The sequence below is a fragment of the Bacillus thuringiensis genome (assembly GCF_001595725.1).
Taxonomy (GTDB): domain Bacteria; phylum Bacillota; class Bacilli; order Bacillales; family Bacillaceae_G; genus Bacillus_A; species Bacillus_A thuringiensis_K.
Genome location: NZ_CP014282.1, coordinates 3,365,781 through 3,384,421, shown reverse-complemented (window position 1 = coordinate 3,384,421; position 18,641 = coordinate 3,365,781). Strand labels below are relative to the sequence as shown.

The following is an 18,641-nucleotide window of genomic DNA, read 5'->3' as shown; positions in this document are numbered from 1 at the left end:
AGCATCCGGAAAAAAGGATGCTCTTTCTGTATTGATCATGTAGATTCTTTTTTGGGTGAGGTGAAAAATTCGTCGATTTTGTCGGAGAGTAGTAATGGAATGGCTCCTTTTATAACAGAAATGTCCCAGTCCCACCATGCGAGATTCTCTAGTTTGTCAATCGTTTCTTGCGGGAAACGATATCGAACAAATTTTGCAGGATTACCAGCTACAATTGCATACGGGGGTACATCTTTTGTAACAATGCTCCTGGCGCCGATAATGGCCCCGTTACCAATTGTAACACCAGATAAAATGCAGGATTGATAACCAATCCATACATCATTGCCAATTACGATATCACCTTTTGAAGAAGGGTGACCAGTAATATGTGCTCCTTCATCAAAAAGTGCATTAAATGGATAAGTTGTTATCCAGTCTGCTCGATGTTCACCGCCAAGTATGAAAACGACTTCTTCTGCTAAGGAACAAAACTTACCTATTTTTAATTTTGTTTCATCGTTCCAAGAAAAAATGGTTGGCCCTACTTTACTATAAGTATAATCACCAATATCATATTTATTATATTCAGGTTTTTGATTTAAATATAACATGCTTCTTCAGCCTCCTTTCTCAATTAAGCGATACGTATGGAATATTATATGCAAGATGTAGTAATGTGAACTGTATTAATAGGTGAAATGAACAAAAGGGAGTGGGATGTATGCGATACGAAATGGGTTTATATAATAAACCGTTTCAGTCAATTCAATCAGGAAAAAAAGTATATGAAGTACGCCTATACAATAAAAAACGTCAACTAATAAACAAAGGCGATGAAATCGTATTTACGAATCTTACGACGACGGAAATGATGACGGTAAAAGTAACGGAAATAAAGCGATACGAGAGCTTTAAATCTATGTATGAACAAATTGATAAAAAATTATTGGATTGTGAGAATGATAGTTTAGAGGAAATGTTAGAAAGTACATACAAAATATATACGAAAGAACAAGAAAAAGAGTGGGGAACAGTCGCGATTCGTATTGAGGAAATAAAATGATAAGAAATCGCGGGGCGGCTATCATTGTACAGGAAGGGAAAATTGCTCTTATAAAACGTATTCGAGAAGAGGAAACATATTATGTTTTTCCTGGCGGAGGGGTTGAGGAAGGTGAAACGCCTGAAGAGGCAACGAAAAGAGAGGTATATGAAGAATTAGGGCTACATATAAAAGTGGAGCACCTTATTGCAAAGGTAAAATATAAAGGAAATGAATATTATTATGATGCCTATATTACAGGCGGAGTGTTCGGAAGTGGAACAGCTGAGGAATTTCAGCGGGAAGGTAGAGGAAGTTATATTCCGTTATGGCTACCGATAAACGAGTTGGAAAAAGTGAATATAAAGCCTTATGAAGTGGTCGGAAATATATTTAATCATTATAAAATATAACGTCTGACAACATACAAAAAAAACCATTGACATAGGCTTCTGATTTAAGTATTGTATTCGAGTATGTTTATAATCAGGAGGTTTATATGAGCAATCAAACTACTACACATCATGTGAAAATGACAACAGCGGATCCATCTGGAATTGGTCTATTTGGATTAGCGATGGTAACACTTGTAGCATCATCTCAAAAGTTAGGCTTAACAGATGGCGTTTCACTTGTATTACCGTGGGCAATCTTTTTAGGAGGATTTGCACAAATCTTTGCTTGCATTCACGATGCAAAGCATAACAATACATTCGGTACGACAGCATTTGGTGCGTACGGCCTATTTTGGTTAGGTGTTGGAATGACTTGGTTAATTCAACTTGGAGTATTTGGCGAAAAATTAGCACAAGCTGCAGATTCAAAACAGCTTGGTGTAGCCTTTATCGGATATTTGATTTTCACAATCTTTATGACGATTGGTGCAATGGAAACACATAAAGTATTATTTATGATCTTTGTCCTTATTGATTTCTTATTTATTGGTCTTTCATTAAGTACTTTAGGTGTTATGCCGCACGCAATGCATAATTTAGCAGCATATTCTGAACTTCTTATTTCATTATTATCTTTCTATGGTTCAGCAGCAGCAGTGTTAAATACACACTTTGGAAAAGTTGTTTTACCAGTAGGAAAGCCTTTTGGTATTTTTAAAAAGTAATAAAAAAGCACAGATGATTGTATAGTCATCTGTGCTTTTTTATTTATCCCGCTATTTGCCGGACAGTAAGACCCCCCACCTCAAAATTCAGTGGAAGCAAAGAAGTTAGGTGAGGGCCCTGCTGCCCGTAAAAGTCCGATTGGTTCAACTAATAATGAGTGGGGGATGAACAAAACTCCTACTCATTAAAGTTTCACTTTATTTGAAATAAGTAATGTAAATAAAAGTAGAAAAAATCAATTGAAATTGATTCTCATTATTAATATAATGAGAATGAGAATCATTTATTGTAAGAGGGGGATGCCGAAGTGGCGAAAATTTTAATAGCTTATGCAAGTATGTCAGGAAATACAGAGAGTATTGCTGATTTAATAAAAGTTAGTTTAGATGCTTTTGATCATGAAGTAGTATTGCAAGAGATGGAAGGCATGGATGCTGAAGAATTATTAGCTTATGATGGAATCATTTTAGGATCTTATACGTGGGGAGATGGTGAACTACCATTTGAAGCGGAAGATTTCCATGATGACTTAGAAAATATAGATTTATCAGGGAAAAAAGTAGCGGTATTCGGATCAGGAGATACGGCGTATGAACTGTTTTGTGAAGCGGTAACGATATTTGAAGAGAAACTTGTAGAACGTGGTGCAGAGCTTGTACAAGAAGGATTGAAAATTGAATTAGCTCCAGAAGATGAAGAGGATGTTGAAAAATGCAGTAATTTTGCAATTGCATTTGCTGAGAAGTTCTAAGAATGGGAGTGTCAACGTGGAGACAATGTTAAGTGCAACTGCTATTACAAAGTTAAGAGATGGAAAACTGTTGTTAGCTACTACATATAATGGCTTATTTATTGAACAAGACGGAGAATGGAAACGAATTTTAAATGGTTTTCAAAAACGAATTAGGGATTTACATAGCGAAGATAATGTAGTTTATGGTGTAGGTGACGAAGGGATTTTTATTCGTAGTATGAATGGTGGAGAGAACTGGACAATTCAGCGTTTTCCAACAAAAGCAACGAGTTGGAATGTATGTAGCAATGTACAAGGAACTGTCATTGCTCATGGAGAAAAAACGCTGTATCTTTCTAATAATTTCGGTTCGACATGGGAGACTATTCATCCGTTTCTTGAGTATGGCAGTGCGGCACCGTCTATTCGATCGTTATTTTTATATAAGCATTACTTATTTATTGGTACGAAAATACATGCTAAATATGGTGGTGTTTGGCTCTTTGATTTGAAGACACGTAAATTAAAGAGGATTAAAATTGCGATGAATCAAATGATCTCCGCGTTGACTTTACACAATTCTTATTTAGTAGCGGCAAGTGGATCGTGCAAGGGAGTTAGCGGGAATATTTCTTATTGTAAAATAGATGAAAGTATTGTGAGTGAAAAAATATATTGGCATACATGTCAAAGTGAGCAGAAAGCAAGTAGTTATTTAGACTTAAGTGTAGATCAACATGTTTTATATACAACTTCAACACAAAATAAGGCGGGTATTAGTAGTGTGTGCCGTGTGCTTCTTGACGAAGGTATTGTTACAGTATGTGATTCAGTTAAAGGGCACGGATGGCGCATTGTTAATCAAAAAGATGGTTATGTAGTAGCCGGATCAGGCGAATTAAAAGCAATGCAGTGGGAACGAAAAATAATTTAAGAAAAAAACTTTACTTTTATTATATTGATATGATATAGTATATTTAAACCATTTTACTTTTAATAATATAGAGATTTAAATGAGCTGTAACTTCCGAGGAGGATAGCAATGTTAAATCTCCTCAGGGGTTGCAGTTTTTTAATATCTGGCTTATTATTGTAAGGTGGTTGAAAATGAATATGTACATATAGGTACATTGTAGGAGGATTTTTTTCATGCAAAACGGTAAAGTAAAATGGTTTAACTCAGAAAAAGGTTTCGGTTTCATCGAAGTTGAAGGCGGAGAAGACGTATTCGTTCATTTCTCAGCTATCCAAGGCGAAGGCTTCAAAACTTTAGAAGAAGGTCAAGAAGTTACTTTCGAAGTAGAACAAGGTAACCGTGGACCTCAAGCTACTAACGTAAACAAGAAGTAATTTTTGAAAAAAGAAGGGCTCGCCCTTCTTTTTTTTTGCATTTTTATAGATGTCCTCCTACTTACATATCATAACAAGACTGAATTTTCATTTATTTTTTTGGGTATTTTTGTATAAAGTACATAAATAAATAAATACTGAAAATAAAGTGTTTGTGTGAAAAGGAATTTAGAAAGAGGTAAATAAATTGAAAAACGCTACACATTACATTGTGTTTGATATTGAGAGGAATTTCAGACCGTATAAATCAGAAGATCCGTCAGAAATAGTTGATATCGGAGCTGTAAAAATAGAAATAGGTACAATGAAGATAATCGAAGAATTTTCGGAGTTAGTAAAACCAAGTGCACGATTAACTCGTCATACAACAAAATTAACCGGTATTACGAAGAAAGATTTAATGGGTGTAGAAAAATTCCCTCAAATTATAGAGAAATTTATTCAGTTCATCGGCGAAGATTCTATATTTGTTTCATGGGGAAAAGAAGATTATCGTTTTCTATCTCATGATTGTACATTACATGGTGTTGAATGCCCAAGTATAGAAAAAGAAAGTAGAATTGATTTGCAAAAATTTGTTTTCCAAGCATATGAGGAATTGTTTGAACATACGCCAAGTTTACAATTTGCGGTAGAACAGCTCGCTTTAACGTGGGAAGGGAAACAGCACCGTGCTTTAGCAGATGCCGAAAATACAGCAAATATACTTCTTAAAGTGTATAGTGAGAGAGATATTAATAAGCGATACAAAAGACATGGTGAACTTGAACTTGTAAAAAACGGAAAACTAACAGAAAAAGCGAAAAAAAAGATGCGAAAATGGGTGTTTAAAGAACTAAAGAAAGATACAGAACGCCTTTTTGAATGGAGTACATTTGAAAGTAGTGACACGTGGGAAAGTATAACGGAAAGATATTATATAAGTGAAAATACAGTAGAACTGCTGAAAAAACATTTTCGTACGGCGGTTAGAAAAGCGGAAAGGCAGATTAGATACTTGGCTGAAATGGAGGAGAATACAGAGGTTAAATGAATTTCTTCTCCATCTCTAACTACATACATGTAATAACAGCGTATTGATATTAAATAGGCATCAACTTGTTGTTGTGATTGCGCATTATAATTGCTTAGGGAGTGTTAAGACGTAATAAGAGTTTTAAACCGTATTAATAAAATAAAAATATATATAAAGAAAAGAGTGTAGTTTAATGGAAACAATCTTTAACATTTTAACTGTTTTAGTTTTTGGGATAATATTTACCACACAATTAGCATTAACTACACTTTCTTTCATAGTAAAGAAGAATTGGAAAAAACTTAATATCTCTTTAAGTTGTGGTGTATTAAAGTTTAAAATAGAAGAGTAAGATTGAGTTTTGTACAAGGGAGGTGTGGTAGTGGTAGACTTGGATATTAAAGATGTCACAGTAAAGATGGAATTAAACGGTGTCTTTTGGAATGAGGATGGGATTGCTGAAATGAAGGTGACTACAAAAGAAGAGCATTCTTTTATTCTTCGTCTAGTAGTTGATTTAGAAAGTAAAACTATTAGGGCGACGAGTGCGGAAATAGTGAATGGATTCTGCCCTCTGTGCAAACAGAAAAAGGACGAATGTAGTGAACTTAATGACTTGCAAAACAAAATGGAAATTTTAGAAGAAGCCTACGATTGGGTAAGAGAACATCCGGAATATCGTTTTCAATTATCTTTTTACGAGTACAATAAATTTGAGGTAGTGAAGTGAAGTTTTAATTTTGAGAACATACATAGTGACTAAAAGGAACAACATAAAAAACTTATAGAAGGGTTTAATCAACTAGAAATATTGAAGCAGATATCTTTAATGGAAATACGCTTGTATAACAAGGAAAGAATCTACTTGATTCTGCAACAAATTTCATCTTAGATTAAAAAATTTTAAACATAAACATATTTTGCTATAAAGCAGAGCAACCGATTCTTAGTAGAATCGGTTTTTAATATAAATGTCAACTAAGTCTAAAATAAAAGAGCGCTTGTTAAAAGCGCTCAGTAAAAATAGTTATATGGAAGTATTTATTCAATACCGCTCGGATCAAACGAATACTGCTGCTTATTCTCAATCCGCTCAATCACATCTTGCAGCTCATCTGGCTTCAGAAACTCAATAGGAGAGAAGCCTTTTTCAAACGTAAGTGTGTCTGCTTCAATCATAAGTACATATCGGTCATTTACCTTCGCAATATGTATTTGATCCCCGAAATCAGCAAGCAGGGCCTTTACAGAGATATGGTCTGCTTTTAGCTTTAATTCCACTTCAGGAGCGTGCTCGACGATTTGAGCGGTTGCTTCCATTACCTCTTCGGTTGAAAATTGTTCCATAATTTCGCGTTTCGGACTGGCAGCCCATACTTCCATCGCTTGGTCGAATTGTTCGCGTTCTTCCGTACCTTCTTCAAATACATCTTCAATTTGGTCGTATACCATGTCCATTACCTGTGTTTTCATAATTTCAGGCATAGAGCGTTCATATTCGACAAATTTTAAGAAGTCTTCGAAGTAGCGGGCATGTGATGCTTGGTGTATTTTTAGTTCGCCTACTTCAACCATACCTTCTTCAGGCATGTACGGATATTGGATAGATTTCATATTCTTTGTTGTGATGGCCATTTCAACGTTACGAATCAGTGTTGATTCATCAGAAATAGAAGCCACCTTTGGTTCGAAGTCACATTTCATTACGAATACGAATGGATCATCAAAGTATTTGCGTAGTTTTGCCTGTGCAATTAAAAATACACCTCCGCGTACAGCGCTTGTGTCAAGATATGTATAAACGAGAGGTTCGCTCATATCTTTAAAGCTTTCCTTTGTTTCTGCAAAGCGAATACGATTAAAAAGGTTGTAATGAGGGTTTGAATCCAGTTCGTGTCCTTCTTCTACAATAAAGCGACCAATCTTTGTTGGGGCTTGTTCTGTTTTTGCATGACGTTCTACTTTTCGCTTTGATATTTTTAATAACTCACCATTCAAAAATTCTTTTAATGAGCTATCTTCATATTCTTCAGCGTCTAAAGTTTGAAAATGTTTGTAGCGTTTATCAACTGCTTCACCTTTTCCTTCTACTTGTACAACATAAAAGGAAAGATAATTTATTTCAAAATCCATATTTATCACCTTGTTTCATTTCATTAACTCTTATCAGTATAGAGATGGAAAAAACTTTCGTCAATTTATATAAGGAAGGGGGAGCCCCTTCCTTATATAATTTTTATTTTCTCGATTAAAATCCGTCTTCTAATGCTGCGAATGGAATGTTTAGTCTGTTTTCTACTGTGCGTAAACGTTGGTTTAAGCGGTTTAGTCTACGTGTATGGCGCTCAACTGTATTTTCTAGTCGACGTACTCTTTGTTCAAGCTCATTTACGCGTCTTTCTAATTGACGATTTCCAGTGCCAGGAAAAGAGATTGGAAGTTGGAATTGTCTATTTTGGTCATATGAATTCGTTTGCTCTGCTTGATCTATATAAGATTGGTATTGTGCTTGTAAGTCATACTGTGGTTGTTGGTACGCATATTGATTATATGGATCATATGGATTGTAGGGATACATAATAACATCCTCCATTTCTTTAAAATAGGTTGAATTCACCATAATGTATGTGCAAAAGCGGAGCGGTGACACGGCAAATACCTATTTATATTGAGGGATTTCTCTTTATCGTGCTATTTGCTGGGCAGTAAGACCCCCACTGATTAAAGTTTCACTTTATAAAAAATAGCTTGAGGGTTTTTAATTTGTATTTCTTTTGGTTAATGGTATATACTGGATAAAAGGGGAGTTTACATAAAAGTTACAATTCTATCAAGCTCAAACTTTTATGTAAATATGTATAGACATTTGTAAAAGAAAAGAGTAATTTATATAGAGTGAAAAATAACTTGTAACATTTTATAAACATATTGTAAAATGATTGTAACAAAACATACATAAAAATGAAATAAATACATAATAGTGATGTTGGGGAAAGGGAGAGAGTATATTGTTCCGTAAAGTAAAGGGTATATTAGTTGGGGTGTTATGTGTAGCTATAATGAGTGGCTGTGGTGCAAAAGTAAGTGATGTTGCATTGGTAAGTGATATTGGTGGGCACACTGTAGAGGCTAAAGCAGAAGTGCAGAATACTATTAGTTTAGTTGATGGTCGAACTGGTACTGAAGTGAAAAAATTAGATTTATCTAGTTTAGGCTATTTTGAAGATGAAGCGAAATTTAAAAAGTCTGTAACAAAGGTTGTTGGTGAGGTTGGAAAAAGCGTCGACAAAAAAATGGTTCCTTCACGTATAGCACCTGATGGAAGTTGGCAAGAAGGAAAACCTTCTTATGAATTAATGGAAAAAGAATTAGTAGATAAATTGTTAAATGTTGGTATGTGGGATGCTACGTATCAGTTGCCGATCGTGGAGAAAAAACCAGTCGCAACATTAAGTGATGCGCAAGGAAATGGTACGGTAATTGGTAGATATGAAACGAACTTAGGTGGTTCAACAGGTGGCCGTATTGAGAATATTCGTTTGTCAGCAGCGAGCATAAATGGAGTTGTGCTAGCAAAAGGAGACCGTTTCTCTTTTAATTCATTAATCGGTGATACAACACCAGATAAAGGATATCAATTAGGGAAAGAAATAGTTGATGGTAAATTAGTAGATGGATATGGCGGTGGTGTTTGTCAAACATCTTCAACTTTATACAATGCAGCAGATCAAGCTGGCCTGAAAATGGTGGAGAGAACTACACATTCTAAAACGGTAGGTTATGTTCCACAAGGAAGAGATGCTACAATTGCATATCCATATTTAGATTTAGTATTTGAAAATACGAATGATGCACCTGTGAAGCTTTATATGGGCATTCAGGGTGGAAAGCTAGTTGCTGAAGTACATAAAATGAGATAAGAGTTAAAAAGCCACCTTTTCTAAAAGTTAAAATGAAGTGCACCCCAATTGTTAGACACAGTCTAACAATTGGAGGTGCATTTTTTATTATGAAAATAAAAATGTATGTAAATTCTGACTTTTATTATTTACATAGGATGATTTTACTTGTATCCTTCATAGTAACGGTTATATGTAATGGGAAAATATAGGGATAAGGAGATGAAGTTATTCATGGTACAAATTCATCCGAAAACACGTATTGGTCATGTTGAATTTAAAGTGAAAGATTTAGAGCGTCAAATTGCTTTTTATGAAAATGTTGTAGGCTTAGAAGTAATTAAGCAAGAGGAAAATAAAGCATATTTATCTGGAAAAGGTGGAAAGAACGCGTTACTTGTTCTTGAAAAGTTAGAGGAAGGGGTACTGCAAGAACCGCGTACGACTGGTATATATCATGTAGCCTTTTTAGTTCCGACTCGTGAAGCTTTTGCTTCTGCGCTATTTGGGGTTCTTCGTAATAAGAATGTAATTGACAGCCCGGCTGAGCAAGAAGGGCGTTATACATATTCAAATGAAATTTTACCAATTTCAAGGTTTAATAGTGCAAGTGATCATACATATAGCGAAGCTTTTTATTTGCAAGATTTAGAGGGGAATGGTATTGAAATTTATGCAGACCGTCCGCGCGATCGATGGGGAGAAGGGCCAGGAGGAAGTACACCACTTGATTTAAAAGAATTGGCAACACTTGTTGATTATGAGTTTGCTGGTTTGCCTGCTAATACTGTCGTTGGGCACGTACATTTACGAATAGCTAATGTAGAGAAATCACATGAATTTTATGTGGAAACAGTAGGTTTTGAAGTACAACAGCGTGAAGAGGATTGCTTATTTATTTCAGCAGGGGGATATCATCACCATATTGGTGCAAATACGTGGAACGGAGTAAACAATCCACATCCACCAGTACATGCAACTGGACTAAAGGTATATGCGATTGTACTACCGCATAAAGAAGCATTAGATGAAGTGAAAGAAAGATTAATAGAAAAACAACATGAAATAAATGAAACTACAAATGGGTTTGCGGTGGTAGATCCAAGTGGTATTACAGTGCAGTTTGAAATAGAAGCAGTGTAAAAGAAGCGAGAAAGTGTATAATCACTTTCTCGCTTTTTTGTGATCATTCATAGCTCAATCCAATATCTTCTTACTACATTCCCATCTTCCTCAGTGAAATCATCATCACGAATCCCGCCGTTATGTAAAATTGTTTTTTCAGAAGCGGTATTCACTGCGTCGCAAACGACAAGTACTTTCGTGATGTCTAATTCCTTCGTTTTTTCTAATGATAATGCTAGTAACTTCGTAGCATAACCTTTTCTTCTTTCAGAAGGGCGAATGCCATAACCAATATGACCGCCAGCGTTAAATAAATGTTCGGTTAAACTATGACGTATATTAACAACTCCCACAATTTTATTTTCATCTGTAACAAGCCAATATGTAGAGTCTGGTACCCAAGTTTCAGGGATATTTATTCCGTTATGCGCATCGAGAAGTTCTTGAACCATAGCTGGGAAGTTGGCAGGATTTTTTGAGATAACCCACGGGATCATTTTTTCATCGCTATCTTTCCATTCGTTATAGAAATCTAAGTATTCTTCTTGTAAATCAGTAGTAGGTGTAAGTAACGAGACGTTCATTGTTAGTAAGCTTCTTTATTTATGTAGTTTTTATAAAAAATTATGACACAAAATGAAAGCGTTTTCCATAATTTCTCAACCTAATTTCATGTAATCCACCTTTGGTTTTTTAGAAAATTAGTGAAGGTTTAAAATTAGGAGTTATTTATTTTATGTTAATATTTAAAATATTAACATAAAACGGTCGGAGTATTAAGTTTATTTTAGTGATATTCTTTCATGTTGATAAATGGATATTTGTGATAATTTTTGTTTTATCTATCTATAATGAATGAAAGGGGGAAGTGCCCGTGAGTGTAGATTTTGATTTTATTATACGAATCGGTGTTGCTGGCTTGTTAGGAGCAATGATTGGTATTGAAAGAGAAATTCGATCGAAAGAAGCTGGATTAAAGACTCATTTCCTCGTAGCGGTAGGAAGTGCGTTAATAATGGTTGTTTCGAAATATGCCTTTTCAGATATTGTGTATGAAGAGCATACGTCTCTAGACCCAAGTCGGATTGCAGCGCAAGTCGTTAGTGGAGTTGGTTTTTTAGGTGCAGGCACAATTATTATTCAAAAGCAGGCGGTGAAAGGATTAACGACCGCGGCTGGTTTATGGGCTACTGCCGGCATAGGATTAGCAATTGGAGCAGGAATGTATGTAGTAGGCATTGGAGCGACGATTCTCGTTTTAATTGGTTTAGAAATTGTAAGTCGTATTTTTAAGGTGCAATTTTTATTTCCACAAAATATTACAGTGCAAATGTTTGTAAACAAACATGAAGCGGTACAACAAGTATTGGAAACACTACAAGTGAAAGGCATCCCAATACTCTCATATGAGGTGGAAGCTTCACAGCAAGGTACAGAAACTGTTTATAAGATAGGGATGCAACTGAAAAATATATCGTCAGAAGAACAGAATGAGTTTATTCAGCATATGCAAACATTACCGGAAGTTACGTTTATAAAGTTAAAATCATAGTGTTGAAAATGAGGATAGATGTAGCAGGAATTTTGCTATTATCTATCTTTTTTTGATATAAAATGTACGGAAAGTCAAGCGTTAATTTTACATGGAATGAATACATGTGTGAACGTTACCTTATTTTTTCTCAATACAGGACATAAAGTGAAAATAGTAAAATAATGGAGCGGGACACTAAAAATGTAAGGTAGGGGAGAGCATGAAAGGCTATTCAAAGAAAATGTTAGCAGGGGTAAGTTTTGCTAGTTTAATGTTAGGGAGTTTTCAAGGGGGAAGTTTGGCAGAAGATACTAAGGGAGAGCAAGTTTCTTATCGAAATGTGCTCAAAATGGAGCCAGTCGGTGTACAACTACCAGTACAAGAATTAGCTCATTCATCGAAAGTGCTCGAAAGCAAGTCTTTTGAGAAAAGGCTACAATTTGCCGATTTATCACAAAGACCACCTGAGGTGAAAAAAGAAAGTAAGCAATTAGCTGTAGCGAAAACTTATACAATTGCTGAATTAAATCAATTAAGCAATCAGCAGTTAGTAGATTTACTTGTAACAATTGATTGGGAGCAAATTACGGGGCTATTTCAGTTTAATACAGACAGTCTAGCATTCTATCAAAATGATAGTAGGATGCAGGCGATTATTGATAAATTGAAGCAGCAAGGACAAGCCTATACGAAGGATGATTCAAAAGGGATTGAGACATTAGTGGAGGTATTACGTTCAGGATTTTATTTAGGATTTTATAATTCGGAACTTAGTAAATTAAATGAACGGGGTTATCATGATAAATGCTTACCCGCATTAAAAGCGATAGCTAACAACTCAAATTTCAAGCTGGGTACATTAGAGCAAAATAGAGTGGTATCATCATACGGAAAGTTGATAGGAAACGCTTCGAGTGATGTGGAAACGATAACATCGGCTGCAAAGATTTTTAAACAATATAATGATAATTTTTCTACATTAGTAGATAATCTTTCAGCTGGAAATGCTATTTACGATATTATGCAAGGTATTGATTACGACATTCAATCGTATTTGTACGATACGAGGAAAGAACCGAAAGATACAGTATGGTATCAGAAAATAGATAGTTATATTAATGAACTAAGTCGTTTTGCATTAATGGGAACGATTACAGAAAAAAACGGTTGGCTTATTAATAATGGCATTTATTATACAGGTAGACTCGGTATGTTCCATAATACAGGAACGAAAGGGTTACAAGTTGTAACAGATGCGATGAAAATTTACCCGTATTTAGGGGAGCAATATTTCGTAGCTGCTGAGCAAATCGCAACGAATTATGGCGGAAAAGATGCAAATGGTAACGTGGTGAATTTAGATCAAATAAGAGAAGAGGGAAAGAAAAAATATTTGCCAAAAACGTATACGTTTGATGATGGGGCAATTGTTTTAAAAGCTGGAGATAAAGTGACAGAAGAAAAAGTAAAACGTTTATATTGGGCGGCAAAAGAAGTGAAGGCACAATTCCATCGTACGGTTGAAAGTGATCAACCTTTAGAAAAAGGAAATCCTGATGATGTATTAACGATGGTTATTTATAATAGCCCAGCAGAATATCAATTTAATCGTCAATTGTACGGTTATGAAACGAATAACGGTGGTCTTTATATAGAAGGAACAGGTACGTTCTTTACTTATGAGCGTACGCTAGAAGAAAGTATTTATAGTTTAGAAGAATTATTCAGACACGAGTTCACGCATTATTTACAAGGTAGATATGAAGTACCAGGGTTATGGGGACAAGGGAAAATATATGAAAATGAAAGGTTATCTTGGTTTGAAGAAGGGAATGCTGAATTTTTTGCAGGGGCAACGAGAACGGATAATGTTGTACCGAGAAAGAGTATTATAGGAGGATTATCTTCAAATCCAGCAGAGCGTTATACGGCAGAGCGAACGTTAAATGCAAAGTATGGAACGTGGGATTTCTATAATTATTCCTTTGCTTTACAATCGTATATGTACAATAAGAGATATGATATGTTCGATAAAATACATGATCTTATTAGGAAAAATGATATAACAGCATATGATGCATATCGCTCTACATTAAGTAAAGATGCGAATTTAAATAAAGAATATCAAGATTATATGCAAATGCTAGTTGATAATCGTGAGAAATATAATGTGCCATTAGTATCAGACGATTATTTAGCGAATCATGCATCGAAGCGAGTTTCAGATATTGCGGCAGAAATAACAGCGGAAGCAAAATTGAAAAATGTATCAGTGAAGAAAAATAAATCACAGTTCTTTAATACATTCACACTACAAGGAACATATACAGGAACTACAGTAAAAGGAGAATATGAAGATTGGAAAACAATTACACAAAACGTTAATGATACGTTAAAACGTTTAAGTGCAAAGGAATGGACAGGCTATAAAACAGTAACAGCATACTTCGTAAATTATCGCGTGAATGCATCAGGACAATTTGAATATGATGTTGTGTTCCACGGTATTAATACAGAAGAAGGTGCAGAGAATAAAGCACCAGTTGCAGTTATAAACGGTCCGTATAGTGGAAATGTAAATGAAGCAATTTCATTTAAAAGCGACGGATCAAAAGATGAAGATGGGAAAATTACTTCATATAAATGGGAGTTTGGTGATGGGGCAGTAAGTAATGAGCAAAATCCAATTCACGTATATACAAAAGAAGGAACGTATACGACGAAATTAACGGTAACAGACGATAAAGGAGCAACTAATACTGCTACAGCGACTGTAACTGTTCAAAAGAAAGAAGATAACAGTGTAGAAAAAGAACCGAATAACTCATTCCAAACAGCAAACAAACTGCAGTTAAATCAAGTTTTACGTGCTAGTTTAGGAAATGGCGATACAAGTGACTTCTTTGAAATTAATGTGGAGACTGCTAAAAATCTTCAAATTAACGTAACGAATGAAAATAATATTGGAATGAACTGGGTACTTTATTCTGAAGCAGATTTAAATAATTATGTTACGTATGCTCAGCAACAAGGGAATAAACTAGTAGGTAGTTACTACACGTATCCTGGAAAATATTATTTACATGTGTATCAGTATGGCGGGGGGACAGGGAATTATACGGTGGAAGTGAAGTAGTAAAAGGGTAGTTGCCTTTTTCAATGAATGGAAAAAGGTCTGTACTTTAATGAAAAAACAGCTGCAGGAAATGTCCCTAATGATAATAACAAATTAAGTGTCGCGAGATATTATATTTACATTAAACAAGTCTAATCAGTAAATGAGATAAAATCGATGAACTAATATTTCATCACGATGTAAGAAAAGTTATAAATATTAAGTGTTTTTAATTGAATTAAACTAAAGGATCAGAGTATATCTGTAACAATAGATAAGCTCTGATCCTTATTAGTTTTAATTAACACACATAAATTTAAGATAATTAATAAGTAAGCTAGCTAGCTAACGGGATTCTTAAAATGCGCTTATGTAATTAACTAAACAGAAAATTGTTATCACGTTAGCAAGGGATACTAATAGAAAAGCGTGTCCCTTTCCCTAATTCACTCTCTATTTCTATATCTCCGTTTAATTCTCTAATAATACTATAAGCAATCATAGTACCAAGCCCAGTTCCTTTTTCTGTTGTTGAATAGAATGGCAAAGCAATTCGTTTTATTTGTTGAGATGACATCCCAATTCCTGAATCAATAATATCAATTATGATATTTCCTTTTACTTTTTGTATATTTATTTGTAATAATCCACCATTTTTCATAGCTTCAATTCCGTTTTGGATGATGTTGTTTAGACAGAGTTTGAATTTTTCGGGGTCCCCATTTATATAAAAGGAATCTGTACTATTTTGTTTGATTTCAACTTTGTATGATAGAGCGAGTGGTGAAATAGTATCTTTCACCTGATTTAAAATGTGATTAATATCTATTTTTTCTTTTAGGGTGTTCTGTGGTTTGGTTAAAGATAAATAGTTATTAATAGTAGATTGTATTTGCTGCATTTCAATTAACATGATTTCTAAGTATTGATCCTGAGAAGGCTTAGAGGCATGTTTTTCATTTAATAATTGAGTGAATCCATGTACCGTGGTTAGTGGATTGTGGATTTCGTGTGCAATTGAAGCTGCTAGTTCGCTAGCTATATAAAATTTTTCAGCCCGTTGCAGTTTTTCTTTCATTTTATATTTCTCAATCATTTCCTCTATAAAATAAACTGATAATAATAATGTGAAAATATTAATGACTATATAATTTAATAAAAATTCTATGAGAGTAGAGTCTATTTTACCTCCTGTATTTATTTGAGTTACAATACCGCAAATAGAAAGTGAAGCTGTACATACTAAAATAAGAAGTAAGCTTAGTGATATCTTTTTTTCTTTAAAATACATAGGTAATAAGTAACGAAAGAGCATTGTTATACCCAAAATAATAGTGAAGATAATAAATGATGGAAGAACGCCATTTCCGCCTAAGTAAAACCGATAAGAAAGATATAAAATTCCTATAAAAACAATGTTTTTTGTATTTCCATATAGAAAAACCAATATTATAGGAATAAAACGTAAATCATAAATAAATCCGACATGTAAATGAAAAGGAAAAGTCATACAAAAAATAATAGCAATGGAGGAAAGGATAGAAAATAACATATTATTACATGTTATTTTTTCTTTAAACTCTAGCCAAAATACGTGATAGCTAAGGATACAAATTATTATAATAAAGGTATTTAATAAAAGAGTAGAAATTCCCATAGTTTTGCATCTCCGATAGTTTGTAAGTAGAATTATGTATGAGTTGGACATAGATGTTTAGTATTAGTAGACTTTTTATCTAAAAAAGGAAGGGTACTTGAAAAGTGCTGTTATATTACTCGTATTAAAATTGATAAGGAAAATAGAAAAAAATAATAGATAAAAAATCTATTTAAATTTATGTACATATGAAATCATAAACTAACTTTTGTATAGGTGAAATTTGGATTGAGTTACTGATAAAATAAGTCTTTTTAAGTATGAATATTCTGTAAAAATGATATGCGTGGTGACTCCTGTTTTGTAGCCTTCGTTATATTAACATGGAATATATCAAATTACAAAGTGAAATTTTAGAAAAATTTTATTAGTACATTTTATCTGAAATAGAAATGCTATTTATTTGATTATTTTGGTACTTACTCGTATAAAACTTTGTTAGAAAAAGACTTTAAAATTTACATGTTTTTTATGAAGTGTAATATTGTAGCTTTATCTATGTGGTTTTCTCAATAACTATTAAGGTGAAAAGTTAAGATATATAGGTTTATAGATATGAATTATTACATAAAAACGCACTTAAAAAAGGATGTATGATGGTAATAGAATACAAACATCAAGGGGGAACTTAAAATGAAGTTAAATAAACTAGTGCTTAGTTGTGGAGTAGTTTCAGCATTAACACTTGGTGTGTTAGAGAGTAATACTTATGCTGAAGAAGTACACAAAACGAATGATCCAATTCATGTAGTTGAACATGTTTCTGCAGACTTATTATTAACTCAAACAATGGATTATAGCGGCGAGGCTGTAACTTCTTTCGTATATGATGGGAGTACTGACTTAAGCTTCTCTATGAAAAATAATGGTCAAAATACAATGGGATATAGTGTAAAAGGTCCAAATACAGAGCTAATTGTTGGTGGTTATATAAAACCTGGAGAACAACAAATTAATGTTACAAATGTACGGAATGCTTTATCTCCATTACCGAATGGAAAATATAAAATTTACGTTTCAAATGATGATGGTTCTAAGGGGCAATTCCAAGTTTCAGTAAGATCTATGAATTAAATTTAAAACGCTTTGTTTTTAAGTTAATTTAATCTTTGCTTATTGGAAAGAAGCTAAAATGAATTGAGAATTACCGATAAAAATGAAAACGAGCACCTTATCTAATTGTGAGAGGGTGTTCGTTTTTTGCTATTAAACAGAAAATAATTATAAATATATTTTGATATCCCCATTGCTAACCTACTAGATTGTGTCAACGAGAGAATGTCTACTATAAAAGATATTAAAATAAAGATGATGTAACATTTAGCTACATTATATGGGGAAATAGAAAAACCACTCTTATATGAGTGGTTTTTAGTAATTATTTTTAGGTTATACATTTAAAATTAGGCTAAGTTATAGAAATAATAAACATTTTATCCGTTGTTATTATTTTGGTTCTGGATAATGATTGTAGTATGAGATTCTAATAAATTCTTGGTAGACATTTGTTAATTTGGCATCTCTAAGAGCATCGTTGAATTTTTGCATACGTACACTCCCTTGAGCGTAGCCTCCACCTGGAGTATAAGGGTTTCTAGCTTCAAAGTCATCCAAAAATACTTTTAATTTTTTATAGTCTTGAGATTGATAGAAAGCCACGGCCTCTTCAGGAGTGACATCAAAGTAAGAGGATGACGTTAAGTTATAAGAAGCTGCTTGAGCAGTAGGTGCCTCTAGCATAGTTGCAGCTCCACCGAACATAGTAAGCGCCATAGAAGATACAATAATTTTTTTAAACATAATAAAACCTCCATGTAGAATATTGGATTAATAGTAATCCTGTAATCATTATAGTTACATTGAAAATGATTATCAAATGCAATATTGCATAATATATCCCGCTATTTTTGGGCAGTAAGACTCCCGCCCAAAAATTAAATGAAAGCAAAGAAGTTAGAGGGGAATCGGGCGGATTAAAGTTTCACTTTATTCTTTGAACAAGAAGTCACCTTTATATTTAAATGGAGGAGTATAATAGATTAAAAGAGGTGTATAAATTACTCAGATT

At 33.9% G+C, this 18,641-nt stretch carries 19 protein-coding genes; 13 read left to right on the top strand and 6 right to left on the bottom strand.

Annotated features, from left to right (window positions below; translation table 11 throughout):
* Positions 1 to 35: 35 nt before the first annotated feature.
* Complete coding sequence (locus AXW78_RS16770) at positions 36 to 593, bottom strand: CatB-related O-acetyltransferase (protein WP_000966299.1); 558 nt, start codon at positions 591 to 593, stop codon at positions 36 to 38.
* 110 nt (positions 594 to 703) lie between these two features.
* Here AXW78_RS16770 and AXW78_RS16765 point away from each other — a divergent pair, with 110 nt between their 5' ends.
* The 8 genes from AXW78_RS16765 (at position 704) to AXW78_RS16730 (ending at position 5,973) form a co-directional block, all read left to right on the top strand.
* Positions 704 to 1,045 carry an ASCH domain-containing protein gene (locus AXW78_RS16765; RefSeq protein ID WP_061884466.1) on the top strand — a complete coding sequence of 114 codons (342 nt, stop codon included), beginning with the start codon at positions 704 to 706 and terminating at the stop codon, positions 1,043 to 1,045.
* Positions 1,042 to 1,437, top strand: a complete 396-nt coding sequence (locus tag AXW78_RS16760; protein WP_000620833.1) for an NUDIX hydrolase — start codon at positions 1,042 to 1,044, stop codon at positions 1,435 to 1,437. Before AXW78_RS16765 ends, AXW78_RS16760 begins: the two co-directional genes overlap by 4 nt.
* 86 nt (positions 1,438 to 1,523) lie before the next feature.
* Positions 1,524 to 2,144 (top strand): acetate uptake transporter, encoded by a 621-nt coding sequence (locus AXW78_RS16755; protein ID WP_000070938.1) that lies wholly within the window; start codon positions 1,524 to 1,526, stop codon positions 2,142 to 2,144.
* A gap of 308 nt (positions 2,145 to 2,452) precedes the next feature.
* Positions 2,453 to 2,896 (top strand): flavodoxin, encoded by a 444-nt coding sequence (locus AXW78_RS16750; protein ID WP_001062755.1) that lies wholly within the window; start codon positions 2,453 to 2,455, stop codon positions 2,894 to 2,896.
* A gap of 16 nt (positions 2,897 to 2,912) precedes the next feature.
* The gene (locus tag AXW78_RS16745) at positions 2,913 to 3,812 is read left to right on the top strand and encodes a WD40/YVTN/BNR-like repeat-containing protein (protein ID WP_061884465.1); all 900 of its coding nucleotides are present in this window, start codon (positions 2,913 to 2,915) and stop codon (positions 3,810 to 3,812) included.
* Between the two features lie 215 nt (positions 3,813 to 4,027).
* A complete protein-coding gene (gene cspB, locus AXW78_RS16740; protein WP_001179150.1) occupies positions 4,028 to 4,228 on the top strand; it encodes a cold shock-like protein CspB in 201 nt (66 codons plus the stop codon).
* Positions 4,229 to 4,415: 187 nt separating this feature from the next.
* Positions 4,416 to 5,261, top strand: coding sequence for an exonuclease (locus AXW78_RS16735; protein WP_000786428.1), 846 nt, complete (start codon positions 4,416 to 4,418; stop codon positions 5,259 to 5,261).
* A 364-nt stretch (positions 5,262 to 5,625) separates the two neighbouring features.
* Positions 5,626 to 5,973 carry a hypothetical protein gene (locus AXW78_RS16730; protein WP_000227979.1) on the top strand — a complete coding sequence of 116 codons (348 nt, stop codon included), beginning with the start codon at positions 5,626 to 5,628 and terminating at the stop codon, positions 5,971 to 5,973.
* A 311-nt stretch (positions 5,974 to 6,284) separates the two neighbouring features.
* Here the strand turns inward: AXW78_RS16730 and AXW78_RS16725 are convergent, their stop codons facing one another.
* Entirely contained in the window at positions 6,285 to 7,376 is a 1,092-nt protein-coding gene (locus AXW78_RS16725) for a DUF3900 domain-containing protein (protein ID WP_000345055.1), read from the bottom strand.
* A gap of 115 nt (positions 7,377 to 7,491) precedes the next feature.
* Complete coding sequence (locus AXW78_RS16720) at positions 7,492 to 7,821, bottom strand: hypothetical protein (RefSeq protein WP_000283713.1); 330 nt, start codon at positions 7,819 to 7,821, stop codon at positions 7,492 to 7,494.
* A 430-nt stretch (positions 7,822 to 8,251) separates the two neighbouring features.
* Between AXW78_RS16720 and AXW78_RS16715 the strand changes: the two genes are divergently transcribed.
* Positions 8,252 to 9,163 carry a VanW family protein gene (locus AXW78_RS16715; protein ID WP_000488974.1) on the top strand — a complete coding sequence of 304 codons (912 nt, stop codon included), beginning with the start codon at positions 8,252 to 8,254 and terminating at the stop codon, positions 9,161 to 9,163.
* A 213-nt stretch (positions 9,164 to 9,376) separates the two neighbouring features.
* Entirely contained in the window at positions 9,377 to 10,285 is a 909-nt protein-coding gene (locus tag AXW78_RS16710) for a VOC family protein (protein ID WP_061884464.1), read from the top strand.
* Positions 10,286 to 10,332: 47 nt separating this feature from the next.
* On the opposite strand, the gene AXW78_RS16705 is transcribed toward AXW78_RS16710, so the two are convergent.
* Positions 10,333 to 10,851, bottom strand: a complete 519-nt coding sequence (locus AXW78_RS16705; protein WP_061884463.1) for a GNAT family N-acetyltransferase — start codon at positions 10,849 to 10,851, stop codon at positions 10,333 to 10,335.
* Positions 10,852 to 11,141: 290 nt separating this feature from the next.
* Between AXW78_RS16705 and AXW78_RS16700 the strand changes: the two genes are divergently transcribed.
* Together AXW78_RS16700 and colA are read left to right on the top strand one after the other, a co-directional pair.
* Positions 11,142 to 11,819: an MgtC/SapB family protein gene (locus tag AXW78_RS16700; protein ID WP_000109731.1), complete on the top strand. Its 678-nt coding sequence runs from the start codon at positions 11,142 to 11,144 to the stop codon at positions 11,817 to 11,819.
* 202 nt (positions 11,820 to 12,021) lie between these two features.
* Positions 12,022 to 14,937 carry a collagenase ColA gene (colA, locus tag AXW78_RS16695; RefSeq protein ID WP_061884462.1) on the top strand — a complete coding sequence of 972 codons (2,916 nt, stop codon included), beginning with the start codon at positions 12,022 to 12,024 and terminating at the stop codon, positions 14,935 to 14,937.
* Positions 14,938 to 15,319: 382 nt separating this feature from the next.
* Here the strand turns inward: colA and AXW78_RS16690 are convergent, their stop codons facing one another.
* Entirely contained in the window at positions 15,320 to 16,573 is a 1,254-nt protein-coding gene (locus AXW78_RS16690; RefSeq protein ID WP_000513015.1) for an ATP-binding protein, read from the bottom strand.
* Positions 16,574 to 17,206: 633 nt separating this feature from the next.
* Here AXW78_RS16690 and AXW78_RS16685 point away from each other — a divergent pair.
* Entirely contained in the window at positions 17,207 to 17,647 is a 441-nt protein-coding gene (locus AXW78_RS16685; protein WP_061884461.1) for a hypothetical protein, read from the top strand.
* A 372-nt stretch (positions 17,648 to 18,019) separates the two neighbouring features.
* Here AXW78_RS16685 and AXW78_RS16680 read toward each other — a convergent pair whose 3' ends face one another.
* A complete protein-coding gene (locus AXW78_RS16680; RefSeq protein WP_061884460.1) occupies positions 18,020 to 18,373 on the bottom strand; it encodes a hypothetical protein in 354 nt (117 codons plus the stop codon).
* Positions 18,374 to 18,641 lie beyond the last annotated feature (268 nt).